Source organism: Streptomyces sp. CA-135486, from assembly GCF_050936555.1.
Taxonomy (GTDB): Bacteria; Actinomycetota; Actinomycetes; order Streptomycetales; family Streptomycetaceae; genus Streptomyces.
The window spans coordinates 521102-537826 of record NZ_JBNJMM010000001.1 but is presented as its reverse complement, the minus strand read 5'-3'; the positions used below and the strand labels follow the sequence as shown (position 1 = coordinate 537826).

14 protein-coding genes and 1 tRNA gene are annotated in these 16725 nt (G+C 68.8%); 8 read left to right on the top strand and 7 right to left on the bottom strand.

The genetic code is table 11. The features are described from left to right. Positions 1-69 precede the first annotated feature (69 nt). Entirely contained in the window at positions 70-1068 is a 999-nt protein-coding gene (locus tag ACQEVG_RS02585; RefSeq protein WP_432976325.1) for a sigma-70 family RNA polymerase sigma factor, read from the bottom strand. 148 nt (positions 1069-1216) lie between these two features. Between ACQEVG_RS02585 and ACQEVG_RS02580 the strand changes: the two genes are divergently transcribed. Continuing rightward, entirely contained in the window at positions 1217-1765 is a 549-nt protein-coding gene (locus ACQEVG_RS02580) for an N-acetyltransferase family protein (protein ID WP_432976322.1), read from the top strand. 67 nt (positions 1766-1832) lie between these two features. Here ACQEVG_RS02580 and ACQEVG_RS02575 read toward each other — a convergent pair whose 3' ends face one another. Beyond that, positions 1833-2615, bottom strand: coding sequence for a dioxygenase family protein (locus ACQEVG_RS02575; protein ID WP_432976319.1), 783 nt, complete (start codon positions 2613-2615; stop codon positions 1833-1835). Between the two features lie 82 nt (positions 2616-2697). On the opposite strand from ACQEVG_RS02575, the gene ACQEVG_RS02570 reads away from it, so the two are divergent. Next, the gene (locus ACQEVG_RS02570) at positions 2698-3222 is read left to right on the top strand and encodes a MarR family winged helix-turn-helix transcriptional regulator (protein WP_432976316.1); all 525 of its coding nucleotides are present in this window, start codon (positions 2698-2700) and stop codon (positions 3220-3222) included. A 129-nt stretch (positions 3223-3351) separates the two neighbouring features. On the opposite strand, the gene ACQEVG_RS02565 is transcribed toward ACQEVG_RS02570, so the two are convergent. Both ACQEVG_RS02565 and ACQEVG_RS02560 read right to left on the bottom strand, forming a co-directional pair. Beyond that, positions 3352-4878: an MFS transporter gene (locus tag ACQEVG_RS02565; RefSeq protein WP_432976313.1), complete on the bottom strand. Its 1527-nt coding sequence runs from the start codon at positions 4876-4878 to the stop codon at positions 3352-3354. Between the two features lie 137 nt (positions 4879-5015). After that, positions 5016-5663, bottom strand: coding sequence for a TetR/AcrR family transcriptional regulator (locus ACQEVG_RS02560; protein ID WP_432976310.1), 648 nt, complete (start codon positions 5661-5663; stop codon positions 5016-5018). Between the two features lie 275 nt (positions 5664-5938). Between ACQEVG_RS02560 and ACQEVG_RS02555 the strand changes: the two genes are divergently transcribed. Beyond that, positions 5939-7231 (top strand): M6 family metalloprotease domain-containing protein, encoded by a 1293-nt coding sequence (locus ACQEVG_RS02555; protein WP_432976307.1) that lies wholly within the window; start codon positions 5939-5941, stop codon positions 7229-7231. Here ACQEVG_RS02555 and ACQEVG_RS02550 read toward each other — a convergent pair. Further along, entirely contained in the window at positions 7218-8912 is a 1695-nt protein-coding gene (locus ACQEVG_RS02550; RefSeq protein ID WP_432984979.1) for a class I adenylate-forming enzyme family protein, read from the bottom strand. The genes ACQEVG_RS02555 and ACQEVG_RS02550 overlap by 14 nt on opposite strands. 70 nt (positions 8913-8982) lie before the next feature. Next, positions 8983-10095: a CapA family protein gene (locus ACQEVG_RS02545; RefSeq protein ID WP_432976304.1), complete on the bottom strand. Its 1113-nt coding sequence runs from the start codon at positions 10093-10095 to the stop codon at positions 8983-8985. A 157-nt stretch (positions 10096-10252) separates the two neighbouring features. On the opposite strand from ACQEVG_RS02545, the gene ACQEVG_RS02540 reads away from it, so the two are divergent. Beyond that, positions 10253-10328 (top strand) — tRNA-Arg (locus ACQEVG_RS02540). A gap of 773 nt (positions 10329-11101) precedes the next feature. After that, on the top strand, positions 11102-12553 hold the full coding sequence (locus ACQEVG_RS02535) for an AAA family ATPase (RefSeq protein ID WP_432984976.1): 1452 nt from the start codon (positions 11102-11104) through the stop codon (positions 12551-12553). 312 nt (positions 12554-12865) lie between these two features. Here the strand turns inward: ACQEVG_RS02535 and ACQEVG_RS02530 are convergent, their stop codons facing one another. After that, complete coding sequence (locus ACQEVG_RS02530) at positions 12866-14752, bottom strand: AMP-dependent synthetase/ligase (RefSeq protein ID WP_432976301.1); 1887 nt, start codon at positions 14750-14752, stop codon at positions 12866-12868. 403 nt (positions 14753-15155) lie between these two features. Here ACQEVG_RS02530 and ACQEVG_RS02525 point away from each other — a divergent pair, with 403 nt between their 5' ends. From ACQEVG_RS02525 to ACQEVG_RS02515, 3 genes are all read left to right on the top strand, one after another. Continuing rightward, a complete protein-coding gene (locus ACQEVG_RS02525; protein WP_432976298.1) occupies positions 15156-15557 on the top strand; it encodes a TetR family transcriptional regulator C-terminal domain-containing protein in 402 nt (133 codons plus the stop codon). A 284-nt stretch (positions 15558-15841) separates the two neighbouring features. Continuing rightward, positions 15842-16099, top strand: a complete 258-nt coding sequence (locus tag ACQEVG_RS02520) for a PAS domain-containing protein (protein WP_432976295.1) — start codon at positions 15842-15844, stop codon at positions 16097-16099. 80 nt (positions 16100-16179) lie between these two features. Next, positions 16180-16380, top strand: a complete 201-nt coding sequence (locus ACQEVG_RS02515; protein WP_432976292.1) for a PAS domain-containing protein — start codon at positions 16180-16182, stop codon at positions 16378-16380. The last annotated feature ends 345 nt before the right edge of the window (positions 16381-16725 follow it).

Below are 16725 nucleotides of genomic sequence, written 5' to 3'. Positions count from 1 at the left end.
CGCACAGGAAAGGACCCCAGCACCGGGGGGGGAGGGTGCCGGGGCCCAGCTCTGGTCGACGTGGCGGCGTTACGCCGCCGCGTCGAAGCCCGTGTCGCGTGCCATCCGCTTCAGCTCCAGCAGCGCGTGCTTCTCGATCTGGCGGATCCGCTCGCGCGTCAGGCCGTGCTCCTTGCCGACCTCCGTCAGCGTGCGCTCACGTCCGTCCTCGATGCCGTACCGCATCCGGATGATCGACGCCGTACGGTTGTCCAGCTTGCCGATCAGGTCGTCCAGCCCCTCGCTGCGCAGCAGCGAGAGCACCGACTGCTCCGGCGAGATCGCGGACGTGTCCTCCAGCAGGTCGCCGAACTGCGTCTCACCGGCGTCGTCCACCGACATGTTCAGGCTGACCGGGTCGCGCGCCCAGTCGAGCACGTCCGTCACACGCTCCGGGGTCGAGCCGAGCTCCTGCGCGATCTCCGCCGGCTCCGGGTCCCGGCCGTTCTCGCGGTTGAACTCGCGCTGGACACGGCGTATCCGTCCGAGCTCCTCCACCAGGTGGACGGGGAGCCGGATCGTGCGGGACTGGTCGGCTATGGAGCGGGTGATCGCCTGCCGGATCCACCACGTGGCGTACGTCGAGAACTTGAAGCCCTTGGCGTAGTCGAACTTCTCGACCGCGCGGACCAGACCCGCGTTGCCCTCCTGGATCAGGTCGAGGAGAGGCAGCCCGCTGCGCGGATAGCGCCGCGCCACGGCCACCACCAGGCGCAGGTTGGAGCGGATGAAGACGTCCTTCGCGCGCTCCCCCTCGGCGACCAGCGCCTCCAGCTCTTCGCGCGTCGCGCCGCCCGCGTCGCTCTCCACCTCCCCGTCGAGGATCTGCCGGGCGTACACACCCGCCTCGATCGTCTGCGACAGCTCTACTTCCTTGGCGGCATCAAGCAGCGGCGTACGCGCGATCTCGTCGAGATACATGCCGACCAGGTCGCGGTCGGCGATCTCCCCGCCCACGGCGCGAACGCTGCTTGCCCGGCCGGCCCCACTGGAGGCGGACTGACGACGGGCGACGGCACGGGTTGCCATGCGAGCTCCCTTACATGAGTACGTCGCGACACCCTCTCGGGTGCCCTGCATCCGATGGAAACAACGACTGGAATCGGGACAGAATTCCCACGCGGCTCAACGATTTTCGTGATCTTGCAGTACCCTGTCCGGCCACAGGGGAGGACGAGTGCCGCAGAAACACACAGAGGTGCAGGTCAGAGCGGGCACCGAGGCCGATCTCGAGGCCCTCACCGAGCTCTACAACCACTACGTGCGTGAGACGGCCGTCACATTCGACACCTCCGCCTTCACGCCCGAGCAGCGCCGCCCATGGCTGCACTCCTACCCAGAAGACGGCCCGCACCGCCTTCTGGTTGCTCAGGATGTCCGATTTGTGGACACATCCACGAGCGCCGGGATTCTGGGCTACGCGACGAGCAGCCCGTTCCGGCCAAAGCCCGCGTACTCGACGTCGGTCGAGGTCAGCGTCTACTGCGCGCCCGATGCGGCGGGCCGTGGCATCGGCACGCTTCTCTACGAGGCTCTCTTCAAGGCACTGGAGGGCGAGGACCTCCACCGCGCCTACGCCGGTATCGCCCAGCCGAACGAGGCCTCGGCCCGGCTGCATGCCCGCTTCGGCTTCCGCCACATCGGCACGTACGAAGAGGTGGGCAGGAAGTTCGGCCGGTACTGGGACGTCGCCTGGTACGAGAAGAAGCTGGGCCCCGAGGCCTAGGCCGGGGCCCGTTACGGTGCCCGCCGCGGCGCGCTCACCCCGCGCCGGTCAGGCTCAGCAACCTTTTCTAACCGAATTGGACGGAACGCTTCGCCAGGCCCATCCAGAAGCCGTCGATCACACTCCGCCCGCTCTTGAGCTCGTCCTGAGACGCTCCCAGCGTGACGAACAGCGGCGCGAAGTGCTCGGTCCGCGGATGAGCCAACCGTCCGGCCGGGGCCTTGTTCTCGAAGTCCAGCAGCGCGTCCACATCCGCCGTCGCGAGCGCCCGCCGCCCCCAGTCGTCGAACTCCGCCGACCAGCCGGGAGTCCCCTGATGCCGCATCGCGGCCAGATTGTGCGTGAAGAAGCCGCTGCCGACGATCAGCACGCCCTCGTCCCGCAGCGGCGCGAGCCTGCGCCCGATCTCCATCAGCTTCTGCGGGTCGAGCGTCGGCATGGAGATCTGCAGTACGGGGATGTCGGCACCCGGGAACATCTCCACCAGCGGGACGTACGCACCGTGGTCGAGCCCGCGGTCCGGGACGTCCTGCACCGGCGTATCGGCGCGGCCCAGCAACTTCCGTACGGATTCGGCCAGTTCGGGCGCGCCGGGCGCATCGTACCGTACCTGGTAGTAGTGCTCGGGGAAGCCCCAGAAGTCGTACACCAGCGGCGCGCGCTCGGTGGCGCCGATCGCGAGCGGGGCCTCCTCCCAGTGGGCGGAGACCATCAGGATCGCGCGGGGGCGCGGCAGGTCCGCGGACCAGGCGGCGAGCTCGCCGGGCCAGACGGGGTCGTCGGCGAGCGGCGGGGCGCCATGGGAGAGATAGAGGGCGGGCATGCGCCCCGCGGCTGAGGTGGCATTCATGACGGCTCCCGATCTACTTGAACTTTCAAGCTGACATCGACTATAACTCCATATAGTTCAACTTTCAAGAATAGGTCGTAGAGTGGGATACATGAATACGGCATCCAACGGCGGGAGCGAGCGCGAGCCGCGCTGGCTCAGCGAGGACGAACAGCGCGCGTGGCGCGCATATCTGCACGCCACCACCCTCCTCGAGGACCACCTCGACCGCCAGCTGCAGCGCGACGCCGGGATGCCGCACATCTACTACGGGCTGCTCGTCCAGCTCTCCCAGGCCCCGCACCGCCGCATGCGGATGACGGAGCTGGCCATCGACGCCAAGATCACCCGGTCCCGGCTCTCGCATGCCATCGCACGGCTGGAGAAGAACGGCTGGGTGCGCCGCGAGGACTGCCCCTCCGACAAGCGCGGGCAGAACGCGGTGCTGACGGACGAAGGCTTCAAGGTCCTGGAGCGTACGGCTCCCGGCCATGTCGAGGCCGTACGCCAGGCGATGTTCGACCGGCTCACGGCCGAGCAGGTCGGACAGCTCGGCGAGATCATGGGGATCCTGGCCGAGGGGCTCCAGCCGCGGGACTCCGGCGCGGACCTGCCCTGGTTGCGCTGACCCTGCCGGCGCCGGCCCTGGTCGTCGCACAGCACGCGAAGGGCCCCGCCCGGGTTCAAGGTTCCACCCGGGCGGGGCCCTGTCCGCTCAATGACCTCTCAGCGCACCTCAGCGCACCTTCAGTGCGTCTCAGTGTGCGACGACGGGGATCTTGACCTCGTCCTCGACACCGTCACCCGAGGCGGCGGTGACCGAACCGGCCCCCGGCCGGCCGGTGTTGATCAGCGTGAACGCGATCGTCCCGGCGGTCACGAGGATGCCGACCGCCCACCAGATGGCGTTCGAGTAACCGTGCACCATGGCCTGCGCCTGGAGCAGCTTCTGGTTGGTGGCGCCCGCCGCGTGCGAGGTGATGTACGCGGTCGTGGCCGAAGCGGCGATGGTGTTCAGCAACGCCGTACCGATGGCACCGCCGACCTGCTGCGAGGTGTTGACCATCGCGGACGCCACTCCGGCGTCCTCCGGACGCACGCCGTGCGTGGCCAGCGACATGGCGGGCATGAAGGCCGTACCCATGCCCAGACCCAGCAGCACCTGCGCCGGCAGGATCAGACCGGCGTACGAGCTCCCGACCTCCAGCTGGGTCAGCATCAGCATGCCGGTACCGGCGACCAGGAAGCCCGGACCCATCAGCAGCCGCGGCGCGACCCGGGTCATCAGCCGCGCACCGATCTGCGTCGAGCCGACGATCATGCCCGCGATCATCGGGAGGAACGCGAAGCCGGTCATGACGGGCGAGTAGCCCTTCACGATCTGCAGGTAGTAGGTGAGGAAGAGAAAGAGCCCGAACATCGCGATGATCGCGAGGCCCAGCGACAGATAGACACCACCGCGGTTGCGCTCGGTCAGGACGCGCAGCGGCAGCAGCGGCGACTTGACCTTGGACTCGGTGAAGACGAACGCGGCGAGCAGCACCGCGGATGCGATGAACATGCTCACGGTCAGACCGTCGGACCAGCCGGCGGACTCGGCGCGCGTGAAGCCGTAGACGAGCGTGACCAGGCCCAGGGTGGACAGGACCACGCCGGGGATGTCGAGCGTGGAGCGGTTGCGGGTGCCGGCCGGCTCACGGATGACGAAGTACGCGCCGGCAGCGGCGATGATCGCGAACGGGATGTTGACGAAGAACGTCCAGCGCCAGTTGAGGTACTCGGTCAGGACACCGCCGAGGATCAGGCCGACGGCGCCGCCACCACCGGCGATCGCGCCGTAGATGCCGAAGGCCTTGGCGCGCTCCTTGGCGTCGGTGAACATCACCGCGAGCAGCGAGAGCGCGGCAGGCGCGAGAAGCGCACCGAAGGCACCCTGCAGGGCCCGGGAGCCGAACATCATCGCCTCACCCGTGGCCGCGCCACCGAGCGCGGAAGCAGCCGCGAAGCCGAGCAGTCCGACGACGAAGGTGCGCTTACGGCCCCACAGGTCGGCGATGCGCCCGCCGAAGAGCAGGAGTCCGCCGAAAGCCAGGGCGTAGGCCGTGATGACCCACTGCTTGTTCCCGTCGGAGATGCCCAGGTCCAACTGGGCGTGAGGGAGCGCGATGTTCACGATCGTCGCGTCCAGCACCACCATCAGCTGGGCCAGGGCAATGAAGACCAGGGCTTTCCAGCGACTTGGATCCTGAAGCGATATATCGGGGTTATCGGCTGTTTTTGACATGGGAGTAGCCACCTAAGGGTGCGGAGAGGTCAGCGGGACGTGTCAGAGGGTCGTGGTCGGAGAGCCGTGGTCAAGGAGTCGCGGTCAGGGAGTCGTGGGTAAAGAGTTGTCAGGGAGGACTTGCGAAGCCAACTGAATTAATCGGTGCGCATGTCTTCCAAGGTCGCGGCCGAGCCCGGCAGTTCGGAGCGCGCGGGCGCTTCGAGGCCGTCCAGGAACAGCTCAAGATGGCGGTGTACGAACCGGTCGATGTTCAGGCACGCGGTGCCCGGCAGCGGCCGGGTGAGTTGGGAGAGGGCGACGAGCAGATCGCCGATGCCGACGTCGTCACGCATCCGGCCGGCCGACTGCGCCCGGTCCACGAGCCCCTGCACAACCCCGTCGAGACGGTCGAGGCCGGCGAGCAGTTCGGGGTGGTCCTTGTCGAAGCCGCTGGAGAGCATCGGGCACATCGCCCCGATCCGCTCGTCGGCCGCGGCGTGGACGAAGCGGCGCACGGCGCTGAAGGGGTCGGCCTCCTCGGCCGCCGCCTGCTCCGCCTGTGCGCAGGTGCGGGACATCACGGAGAGGACGACCTCACGCAGGAGCCCGGCGCGGTCCGGGAAGTGGCGGTAGAGCGTGGCGTTGCCGACACCTGCACGGCGCGCGATCTCGTCGAGCGGGACGTCGGGCCCGAACTCCACGAACATCTCGCGCGCGGCCGTCACGATGCGCTCCCGGTTCCGCAGGGCGTCGGCCCGCGGCCGGGGGGCGCGGCGCGCTTCGGGGGCGGCGGCGGTGTTCACGGCTCCACGTCCTCTCGTTCTCGTCTCGTCTCCCGCACGAACGGGTTTGTCCGGCGTAATCGGGGATCGTTTCCCCGTTTCGCCGCAGTGACTATGCAAACGGGGAAACGATCCCCGGTTATTTCCCACGCTTGATGTGACCTGCATCACACATATCGGCCCAAGAAACCCACGACCGGCCCACCCCGGCGCGCGCCCCGTCGCCGCCCGTCACAGGCTGATCGCACGGAGTGCAGACAGGGCCCAGCCTGCTGCCGCGGACCGAGGGCGGGTGCATGGAGCCACCGCAGCCGACGCGCCGCCGGATACGCAACAGCGCCAGATCCCGCCGGATCGCCGGACTCGCCGCCCTCGCAGCTCTCCCGCTCGCCGCCCTCACGACGGCGAGCGGCACTCTCCCCGCCCCGAACCGTTCCTCGGCCGGACCGGTGGCCCTCGACGAAACCGGGCTCGGGCCGTGCCGCATCGCATCGACGCTGGGCGTCCAGATGTCGGAGGGCATGCCGACCCCGCCCGGCTACTCGCACTCCACCGGCGAGATCCGCGCCCTCAACCTGATGATCGACTTCCCGGACTCGCCGGGTACCGGGCGGGCGCTCGACCGGCTCGCGGAGTTCTTCCCGCAGACCGCGGACTGGTTCCGGACCAGTTCGTACGGACGGCTCAGCTACCGCGCGCACGCCCCGATCACCGACTGGCTGCGGATGCCGATGCCGTTCGCCGCGTACGGAATAGAGCGCGGCTCTCCCTATGAACCCGGCTACCGGCAGCTCGTCCAGGACATCGCGGCCGCGGCCGATCCGAAGGTGGACTTCAGCGCGTACGACCTGGTCAACATCCTGGTCACACCCAACGCGGGACCCTCGGCGCTGGACACCGTGCTCTCCGTGACCTTCTCCGGCAACGACGACGCCCCGCTGGCGGACGGCGTTCCGCTGGCCAACACGTCCTTCGTCTACAGCCGTCAGGACGACGGTTCCGGGTCGTACTCGGAGACGGGCTATCGCGTACTGCCCCATGAGAACGGCCATGTCTTCGGCCTGCCCGACCTCTACACCGCCGAGGGCGGGGGCGCGGTCGGCCACTGGGACATCATGTCCGAGGACTGGGGCGCCAACAACGACCTGCTGGGCTGGCACAAATGGAAGCTGGGCTGGCTGGACGCCGACCAGATCGGCTGCGCGTCCGCACCGGGCACCACGGAGTACGCGCTGACGCCGCTGGCCGTCGCGGGTGGCGCGAAGATGGCGATCGTGCCGCTGACGAAGGACATGGGCTACGCGGTCGAGGTGCGCACACGGGCGGGCAACGACGAGGCCGTGTGCGAACCGGGCGTACTGATCTACCAGGTGAAGTCCGACGTGGACACCGGGCAGGGTCCGGTGACGGTCTCGGACAGCAACCGGGGCAGCGGGGGGTGCACCCGCCGCCCCAACGTGCACGCCGAGCTGTCGGACGCGCCGTACCGGCCGGGGCAGTCCTTCATCGACCGGAAGAACGGCATACGGATCACGGTGATCCGCGAGGGCAAGGGCGGCACCTACCGGGTGCGCGTCACGCGTTCCTGACCTTTTCCTGTACGGGTCCCCGCAGCTCCCGCTTGAGGATCTTCCCGGTCGGATTACGGGGCATGGGCTCGTCCCGTACGAGGACATGCGCGGGCACCTTGAAGGCGGCGAGGGTGCTGCCGACATGGGCCCGCAGCTCATCCACGGTGACCGTGGCCCCGGGGCGCAGCTGCACGACGGCCGCGACCTCCTCCCCGAGCTCCGGGTGCGGCACGCCCAGTACGGCGGCGTCCACGACGTCCGTGTGGTCGTGCAGGACGGCCTCCACCTCGACGCAGTACACGTTCTCGCCGCCGCGGATGACCATGTCCTTGAGCCGGTCGACGATGCTCACGCAGCCCTCGCGCAGGGTCGCGAGGTCGCCGGTCCTGAACCAGCCGTCGTGGAAGGCGGCGGCGGTCGCCTTCTCGTCGCGCCAGTACCCGCGCACCAGGGACTGCCCGCGCAGCCACAGCTCCCCGACCTGCCCTTCGGGCAGCGTCTCGCCGCCCGGCCCGGCGATCCGCACCTCGGTGGCCGGGGTGGCCCGGCCCACGCTGCCCGGGTTCTCCCGATATCCGGCCCCGAAGTTGGCGAGCACCCCGCCGCTGGTCTCGGTGAGACCGTAGCCATTGCGCGGCTCGATCCGCTCTCCGTACCGGGCAGTGAGCCGCGCCACGAGATCGGGCGGCGCGGCGGCTCCACCCGTGCCGAGGTGCGTGAGCGTCTCCATCTGCGCCCCGGTCCGCTCAGCGGCGTCCAGCAACTGGAGCGCGGTGGTCGGCACGCCGGAGTAGTGCGTGACGCGGTGCCGCTCGATGAGCGCGAGGGCCCGCTCGGCGTTCCACTTCCGCATCAGTACGAGCGTCCCGCCGGCGGCCATCATCGAGTACAGCGTGGTGAACGCGGCCACATGGAAGAACGGGAACGTCATCAGCGCCACCGGCGCGGGCCCCTGACCCGGTATCGCCCTGCGCGCGAGGGCGGCAGCGGCGACGTAGTACCGCGGGTTGAGCGCGGCCCCGGCCTGCGCGAGCTGGGTGGCGACGGCGCCCTTGGGCCGCCCGGTGGTCCCGGACGTATAGATGATGGTGGCGTCGTCCTCGGCGCGCACCTCTGCGTCGGGGGGCGCGGCCGTCGGATCGGGGACCTCGAAGTCCTCGTACCGCTCCACCCCCTCGCCGGGCTCACCCTCGTGATGAAACACGACGACGGGGACGCCGTGACGCCTGCGCCAGTCGTCGATACGCGGCAGCCGCTCTCCGTCGACGAGCAGCACCCGCGGGGTGCAGTCGTCGAGGGCGTACGCGAACTCGCCCTCCGTCCACCAGGCATTGAGCGGCACGGCGACCAGCCCCGCCAACTGGGTGGCCCAGAAGGCGATCTGCCACTCCGGGTGATTGCGCATGGCGACGACGGCCCGGTCGCCGGGCCGCAGCCCGTACTCCTCGACGAGCCGCCGGGCGAGCGCGGATGCGGCGGCGAAGAACTCGCTGTAGCTGTACACCCGGCTCTCGGCGACGAGGAACGGCCGGTCCCCGAAGGCCCATGTGGCCTCGACGAATTCCCGCAGGGTGCGCGGTCCGTCGGCATACAGCAGCCCGCCGTCCTCCCCACGGACGACGGCGAACGGGGCGCCGGGGGCGGCGAGGACGGCTTCAGGGGTCTCCGCGCGGCGGGCGGGCGATTCGGGGTGCGGCACGGTCGCCCTCTCTAAGCGCTTGCTCACTTATGGGCGCGACGGTATGCCCCGTTCCCCGCCCCGTCAAGATTCATGTACCGACCACGCAGAGCACCCCGTCGGTCGCCAGTCCGACGCGCGCCCCGAACCCTCTGCTGACCCGGTCGAGCGTCGCCCGCAGCCACTCGCGGTCTTCGCCCGAGGCGTGCCGGAGCCGCATTTGCCGGGACCGCATTGCCGCCATCCGTACGCCGGCGGTCCTGCCGGTGTCCGGCTCCACCGAGACGAAATACAGCAGCCGCAGATCGTCCCGGAACTGCTCGTAGCCGGTGATGCCTTCGTAGTCGTCGATGAAGTCGCCGCAGCCGTACAGGATGAGCTTCCCCCGGTACAGCTCCAGGGGGCGGGGATGGTGCGACGAGTGCCCATGCACGACATCGACACCACCGTCGATCAGCGCATGCGCGAAACGGACCTGACCTCTGGGGATTCCGTACCCCCAGTTGGATCCCCAGTGGACGGAGGCGACCGCCACGTCGCCCGGTCGCTTCACCTGCCGCACCCGGCGGACGATCGCGTCCGCCGCGGCGTCCGAGGCCGTCGCCACGAAGTCGACACCGGCCCGGTCCTCAGCGGCGGCCCAGCTCCGCGGAATACCGCTGGACGCCATCCCGAAGGACAGCACCAGCACCCGTGCACCACCGCGGACGGCGACCTCCGCGTGCCGCCGCGCCTCGTCGACATCCCGCCCCGCCCCCACCACCCGCAGACCCGCGCCGGCCAGGGAGTCGAGCGTCTCCTCAAGCCCCCGGCGGCCGAAGTCCAGCACATGGTTGTTGGCGAGCACACAAACGTCGGGCCGGGCGGCGACCAGACAGGGAAGGTTGGCCGGATGCATCCGGTAGTGCACCGCCTTGCCCGCCGCGAAGTGGTCGCTCCGCGTGACGCTCGTCTCCAGATTCACCACCCGGACATCGGCCGCGGCCTCGTCGAGCACCTCGAGGGCATCACCCCAGGGCCAGGAGTACCCGACGGGTCGCGGGACCGGCCCGTTCGCCGCCTCCGCCAGCTCCACATAGGACCGGGCGTCCGCGATGTACTGCTCCCACAGGGTCGCGTCACCGGGGTGGGGAAGGATTTGATCGACACCGCGCCCGAGCATGACGTCGCCACAGAGGAACAGCGTCACCAGGTCCCCACGCATGTGTCCACGCTAAGTCGCGGGGAAGGGGAGTGGAAACCATGCGCCAACCGTGCGGATGCTCGACCGCTGGCTGCGGCTTGACCTGCAGGAACGGAAACCTTGCAAGGTTGGAGTCCGTATCCGCTAGGCTAGTCGCCGGACCTTACCGGGGTCCTCCGCCTTCGTAGCTCAGGGGATAGAGCACCGCTCTCCTAAAGCGGGTGTCGCAGGTTCGAATCCTGCCGGGGGCACCAGAAAGTACCAGGTAATGGGACATATCGACCCTCCGTGAGCGCCACGAAGGGTCGTTTTATCCCAGATGGGAACCTGATGGGAACGGCACGATGAGTGCCTGTGGATAACTCTACGTCGACGACGCGATTCTGCTTTACGAGCCTTTGCCCGATTCAGTGACCAGCTACCGCGGCTGGCGAGCTGCTTCCGGGGCGATGCTGAGCACAATGTGGCGGCGGTGGGCGATTCGCGCATCGTCGGCCGCGAGTCGTGCGGGTTACCGGGGTACCAGGGCGCCGACGGATGAGGTCTACCCCGGCCGACCGCTGGCACCAGCTCTCCGCAAACCAGAAGGCGGTCGATGTCTCTCACGCCAACGTTCGCGCCGCGGTAGACCACCATGGCCACCCTCAAGGCTTGGCGGCTCCTGCGCAAGCTCCGTTCCAGCCCGAGCCGCATCACCGAGCTCGTCCGGGCGGCCCTCGGGGCGATGCCAGCGAGGGAGCGGTCCTTGGAGGAGCGCACCAGATCCACCGCGTCCCCTTGAACTCTGTGAGGTAACGCTTCCGCTTTACCACCATGACCACTTCCCCTGGATCGAAAAATCCAGCGTCCAGGTGTCGGAAGTTCGGGGGGCGCTCCGCTCGACCCCGCCCCTGCACCTCGGCCCCTGCCTTCGCCCCGCCCGGGGCCCACGCCGGGCACTCACGCAAAGAAAAGGATTCTTGAATAAGTCCAGATATAATAAGCCCACCTATCCATACAGAGGTGTGCTGTGGACAAACCCGCCGAGATGTTCGACCGCGACTTCGAGTGGGCCGAGCTGACCCGCTTCGCCGCCCTACCCGGCCCGCGTGCCACCCTCGGTGTGGTCTCCGGCCGCCGCCGCCAGGGCAAGACCTTCCTCCTGGACGCCGTCACGCGGGCAAGCGGCGGCTTCATGTTCACCGCCACCGAGACCACCGAAACCGACGCCTTGCGCCAGTTCGGCGAAGCCCTCGCCCGTCACCGCGACCAGCCCACCCCGTTCCGCTTCACTCATTGGGACGAGGCCGTCACGGAACTCATGCGCATCGCCGACAGGGGCGGCCCCACCATCGCGGTCATCGACGAGTTCCCCTTCCTCGCCAAGGCCTCCCCCGCCCTCCCCTCGATCATCCAGCGCGCCCTCGACCCCGCCGCCCAGCACACCAACACCCCCGTACGGCTCCTGCTGTGCGGCTCCGCCCTGTCCTTCATGGGCGGACTCCTCGCCGGCAACGCCCCGCTGCGCGGCCGCGCCGGCCTGGAACTCGTCGTCCCCACCCTGGACTTCCGCCTCGCCGCCGAATTCTGGGAGATCACCGACCCGCGCACGTCACTGCTCACCCACGCCATCGTCGGCGGCACCCCCGCCTACCGCCGCGAGTTCACCCAGGGCGACACCCCCGCCGGGCCCCACGACTTCGACGCCTGGGTCACCCGCGCCGTCCTCAATCCCGCCCGTCCGCTCTTCCGCGAGGCCCGCTACCTGCTCGCAGAGGAACCCGAACTCCACGACACCGCGCTCTACCACTCCGTCCTGGCCGCCATCGCCGCCGGAAACGCCGCACGCGGCGGCATCGCCGACTACCTCGGCCGCAAGTCCACCGACCTCGCCCACCCGCTCAGCGTCCTCCAGGACGTCGGCATGATCACCCACGAGGCCGATGCCTTCCGCCGCAACCGCTCCGCCTACCGCATCGCCGAACCTCTCATCGCCTTCTACCATGCGGTCATGCGCCCCGCCTGGGGCGATCTGGAACGCCCCGGACGCGCCCCCGCCGTCTGGCGCCGCGCCCAGTCCACCTTCCGCAGCAAGGTCGTCGGCCCGCACTTCGAACAGGTCTGCCGCGAATGGGCCCGCTGGCACGCGTCCCCCGCAACCCACGGCGGGCAGGTCACAAGGGTCGCCAGCGGGACCGTCAACGATCCTGCCGCCAAGACCAGCCACGAAGTCGACGTCGCTGTCCATGGCGAGACCGACAGCGGCCGCGAAACACTACTCGCCATCGGCGAAGCCAAATGGAACGACGTCATGGGAAAGGGCCACCTCGAACGTCTCCAGCACATCCGTGCTCTCCTCACCGCGCGCGGCACCGCCACCGACGTCACCCGGCTGCAGTGCTACAGCGGCACCGGCTTCACCGACGAACTGCGCCACCTCGCCGAGAACGACCCCGCCATCCAGCTGATCGATCCAGTTCGCCTCTACCACGGCGACTGACCCGGTCGCAGTCACCGCCCCTGTACGGGGAACATGGCCTCCGGATGGAAGCGCGCCGGAAACCGCCGTCCGGCAGCCGTCTCCTCGCCGCCCGCCGAGTTCGAACAGATCATCCAGGAAGTGCGCCGGGAGGCGACCCAGACCCCTAGATTGCATCGCGCTGCGGGTCCCGTCGGTGTTCCGCGTCGCCTGGCCGGAGGAACTCCCCGGCCAAGCAGGCCCTGCCACAACCCATTGCCACCGATGCCTACCGGACGACCACCTTGGTGTCCGGCGGGCCGAATGCGTACCGGACGGCCGCGCAGATGGAGATCAGGCCTCGCGGGAACCGTCGTACATCCCCTCGATGACCTCGGCGTACTCGCGCTCCACGACAGGCCGCTTGACCTTGAGGCTCGGGGTGAGTTCACCGTGCTCGATGTCGAGGTCGCGCGACAGCACCGAGAACTTCTTGATTGTCTGCCACCGTTGCAGGTCGCCGTTGACCCGCTGAACGAAGCCGTCGATCAGCTCGTGGACCTGTGGCGAGGAGACGACCTCGGCGTAGCTGCGGCTGCCGAGGTCGTGAGATGCCGCCCAGGGCATGATCACGGTCTCGTCCAGGGTGATCAGGGCGGTGCAGAAGTTGCGGCCGTTGCCGATGACCAGGATGTTGCTGACGAACGGGCAGATGGCCTTGAAGCGGCCTTCGATCTCGGTGGGCGCCACGTACTTGCCGCCCGAGGTCTTGAAGACGTCCTTCTTGCGGTCGGTGATCCGGACGAAGCCGTCCTTGTCCGCCTCGCCGATGTCGCCGGTGTGCAACCAGCCGTCGCTCTCCAGCACCTCCGCGGTTTTCTCGGGGAGGTTGTGGTAGCCGCGCATGATGCCGGGACCTCTCAACAGGATCTCGCCGTCCTCGGCGATGCGGACCTCGGTGCCGGGCAGCGGTGTGCCGACCGTGCCGACCCGGTTGTCGTCGGCGGGGTTGACGATGCAGCCCGCGCTGGTCTCGGTCAGACCGTAGCCCTCGAGGACGTGCACGCCGGCGCCGGAGAAGAAGTAGCCGATATCGGGGGCGAGTGCGGCACTGCCGGAAACGCTGGCGCGCAGATTGCCTCCGAAGGCCGCGCGGATCTTGCCGTACACCAGCCTGTCAGCGATGGCGTGCTGCAACACGAGCGACAGAGGGACGCTGCGTCTTCCGGTTGCCGCCATGCTCTCCTGCCCGGCCCTGGCGTAGTCGCGGGCGACCTTCGCCGCCCAGAGGAAGATCTTGTACTTGGCGCCGCCCTCGGCTCTCGCCTTTCCCGCGATGCCGTTGTAGACCTTCTCGAAGATCCGCGGGGCGGACGCCATCAGGGTGGGGCGCACGGCGGGCAGGTTGGTGATGATGTGGTCGACACGCCCGTCCACGGCCATCACATGACCGGTCCTGACCTGACCGGAGATCAGAGCCTTGCCGAAGACGTGGGACAGCGGCAGCCACAGAAACTGCACATCGTCGGAGCGCAGCAGCCCGCCGGCCTCCTGTGCGACGGCCTGGTACGACCAGCAGTCGTGCACCAGGCGCACGCCCTTCGGCCGGCCGGTGGTGCCGGAGGTGTAGATCAAGGTGGCGAGCTGCTCCGGCTCGATTGCCCGGACCGTCTCCTCGATCGCGTCCGGGTGCTCCGCCAAATACACCATGCCGCGCTTTTCCAGCTCAGCGAGGGACAGCACCTCCAGCCCCTCCACCTGAGGGATGTCCGCCTCAGGGTCGAAGAGGATCGCGTGGCCCAGCTCGGGCAGGCGGTCGACGTGGGCGACCACCTTGGCCAGCTGGGCTGCGTTCTCGACGAAGATCGCCCGGCTGCCGGAGTCGGAGAGGATGTACACCGTCTCATCGGCATTGGTGCTGGGGTAGACAGCGGTGGCGGCCGCGCCCGCGCACATGACGCCCAGGTCGGCCAGTATCCACTCCACCCGAGTGGAGGAGGAGATCGCCACCCGCTCCTCGGGCTGCATCCCTAGGGCAAGCAGGCCAGCCCCGATCGCCGTGACGCGCTCAGCGGTCTGCGCCCATGTCAGCGAGCGCCACTGCTCGCTGCCGGAAGCGCCGTCGTCGGCCGGCGCGGGATAGCGGTAAGCCTCCCGGTCGGGTGTGGCCTCGACTCTTGAGAGAAAGAGGTGCGCCACGGAAACCGGGCGATTTTCAAGAGGGGACTGCGCGGAACTCACATTGACCTCCGGGCCCGGGTGCGCCCATCAACGACTTGTTAACTGACAGGTAACTCGCAAGCACTGGTCAGAGTAGGGGGTCAGCCCACCGACACGTAAGGGAGGAAGGCGCTGCACAAACCGCTATGTCGAACCTTGGGCGCGCGCACAAGGAGCCTCCCCCGGCAGGGGCCCCGGCCTCGGCGGCGATGCGAGTGGTGCTCTTGCGTGGTAGCCGAGTACAGGGCGATGACAGGGGCCGGGGACACCTGTCCGGCATCGACAAACTGGCTTCACGCCGCCAATACACCCCCCGGACACCGTCTCGTTCGCGTTGAGGACGTGCCCGGGCGCCGGACTGCGCATTGCCGCCTCTGTGCCGGCGACGAGCTCGTCGAGGTAGGCGCGGGCGCCACGCGGCCGGGTGGGCGCCGCTTGGCGGTCGGCAGCCCGAGTTCATCGAACGGCGGAGGACCGGCTGGAACGGCTCTTCCTCGACCAGGCGGCAGCCCAACGCGCGGCGAAGACGGAGGGCGGCGCGGTCAACGGGTGCCTGTTCGGCAATCTGGCGCTGGAGATGAGCACCCAGGACGTGGTCGTCCAGGCCCGCCTGGCAGAGATCTTCGACGAGCAGATCGACCTGGTTCACGCCACGCTGACGGATGCCGCGGAGCAGGGCACCATCCCCACTCCTGCCGCGACCCGCACCACCGCCCGCGCGGTACTCGCCCAGCTGGAAGGCATGGTCATGTTCGCGAAGCTGGCAAACGACCCCTCCGTACTGGACGAGCTGTGGGCGCAGACCTCCCGGCTCCTGCGAAGCTAGGGGGGCGCGCAGCGCGCCGTGTGCGGACGCGGACGTCCTTGCGGACTTGAGGGGTGGCTGTACAGGGGGAGCATGGAGTCACCTGGAGCGTCAGGAGACCCACACGGCGCGGGTTGAAGCCGTCCAAGGCGCGTTTCCTGCTGGCAGGCGGCGGGAGCGCCCGGAATGAACCTAGTCGATTCTTCGCGGGGACTCCGGTCAGCCGCTGGCCCAGCCGCCGTCCCGGCTCGGCTGCTGGACCGCCTCAGCGTTGCCGCGATGGTTCTGACACCGAGGGGCGGATCGTGTTCTGGAGCCCGCAGGCCGAGGAGCTGTTCGGATACACCGCCGAGAAGTCCCTGGGCCGGTACGCGGGACGAGTGCTGCTCCACGAGCAGGACCTGGACCTGGTGATCCGGCTGTTCGCCGAGGTGATGGAGAGCGGGCAGAGCTGGGCGGTGCCCTCCCCGTACGGCGGACGGCAGCCCCCGGCTGGTGGAATTCCGCAACATGCGGCTGCTGGACGACCGCGGCGATGTGTACGCCCTCGGCGTCGCCGCTGATCACAGCGCCCTCGAAAGGGCAGAGGGACCTCGCCCTGTCCGAGCGGCTTGTCGCTCAGACGCGGCGGGCGGTGGCCGTCGTGGACACCGATCTGCGTTACATCCTCGCCAACCGTGCCATGAAGGTCATAGACGGGCTGCCTGCCGACGACCATCTCGGACGGCACATCCACGAGACACAGCCCTTCGCCGCCGTACGGCAGTTGGAGGAGGCGGCCCAGGCGGAGCAGTTCCGGTTCCGAAGGGGGCAAGGACGAGCTAGCCTGTCGCCAGACGGCTGACCTGCGGAAACGGCCACTGGCTCAACTCCCGGGCCAAGGGAGCAAGCCTGTAGCCCCTCCCAAAGCATCTGCGGTGCTCAACGGAACCCGACTGGGCGACAGAGCTGCGCAGACACTCCTGCCGACTCTCGAAGACCGTTCCCAAGGCCTCAGTTGGGAACCTGATGGGAACAGCAGGACAAAGAAAGCCCACGAAGGATCCTGAAAGATCACTCCCCCGCCTTTCTCCTCAGGCCGCTGACCTGCGCAAACAGCGAAGCATCAAGCCGGACAGGGAAGGATGAGTAACCTTATGATCATGCTCCTAAAGCGGGTGTCGCAGGTTCGAATCCTGCCGGGGGCACC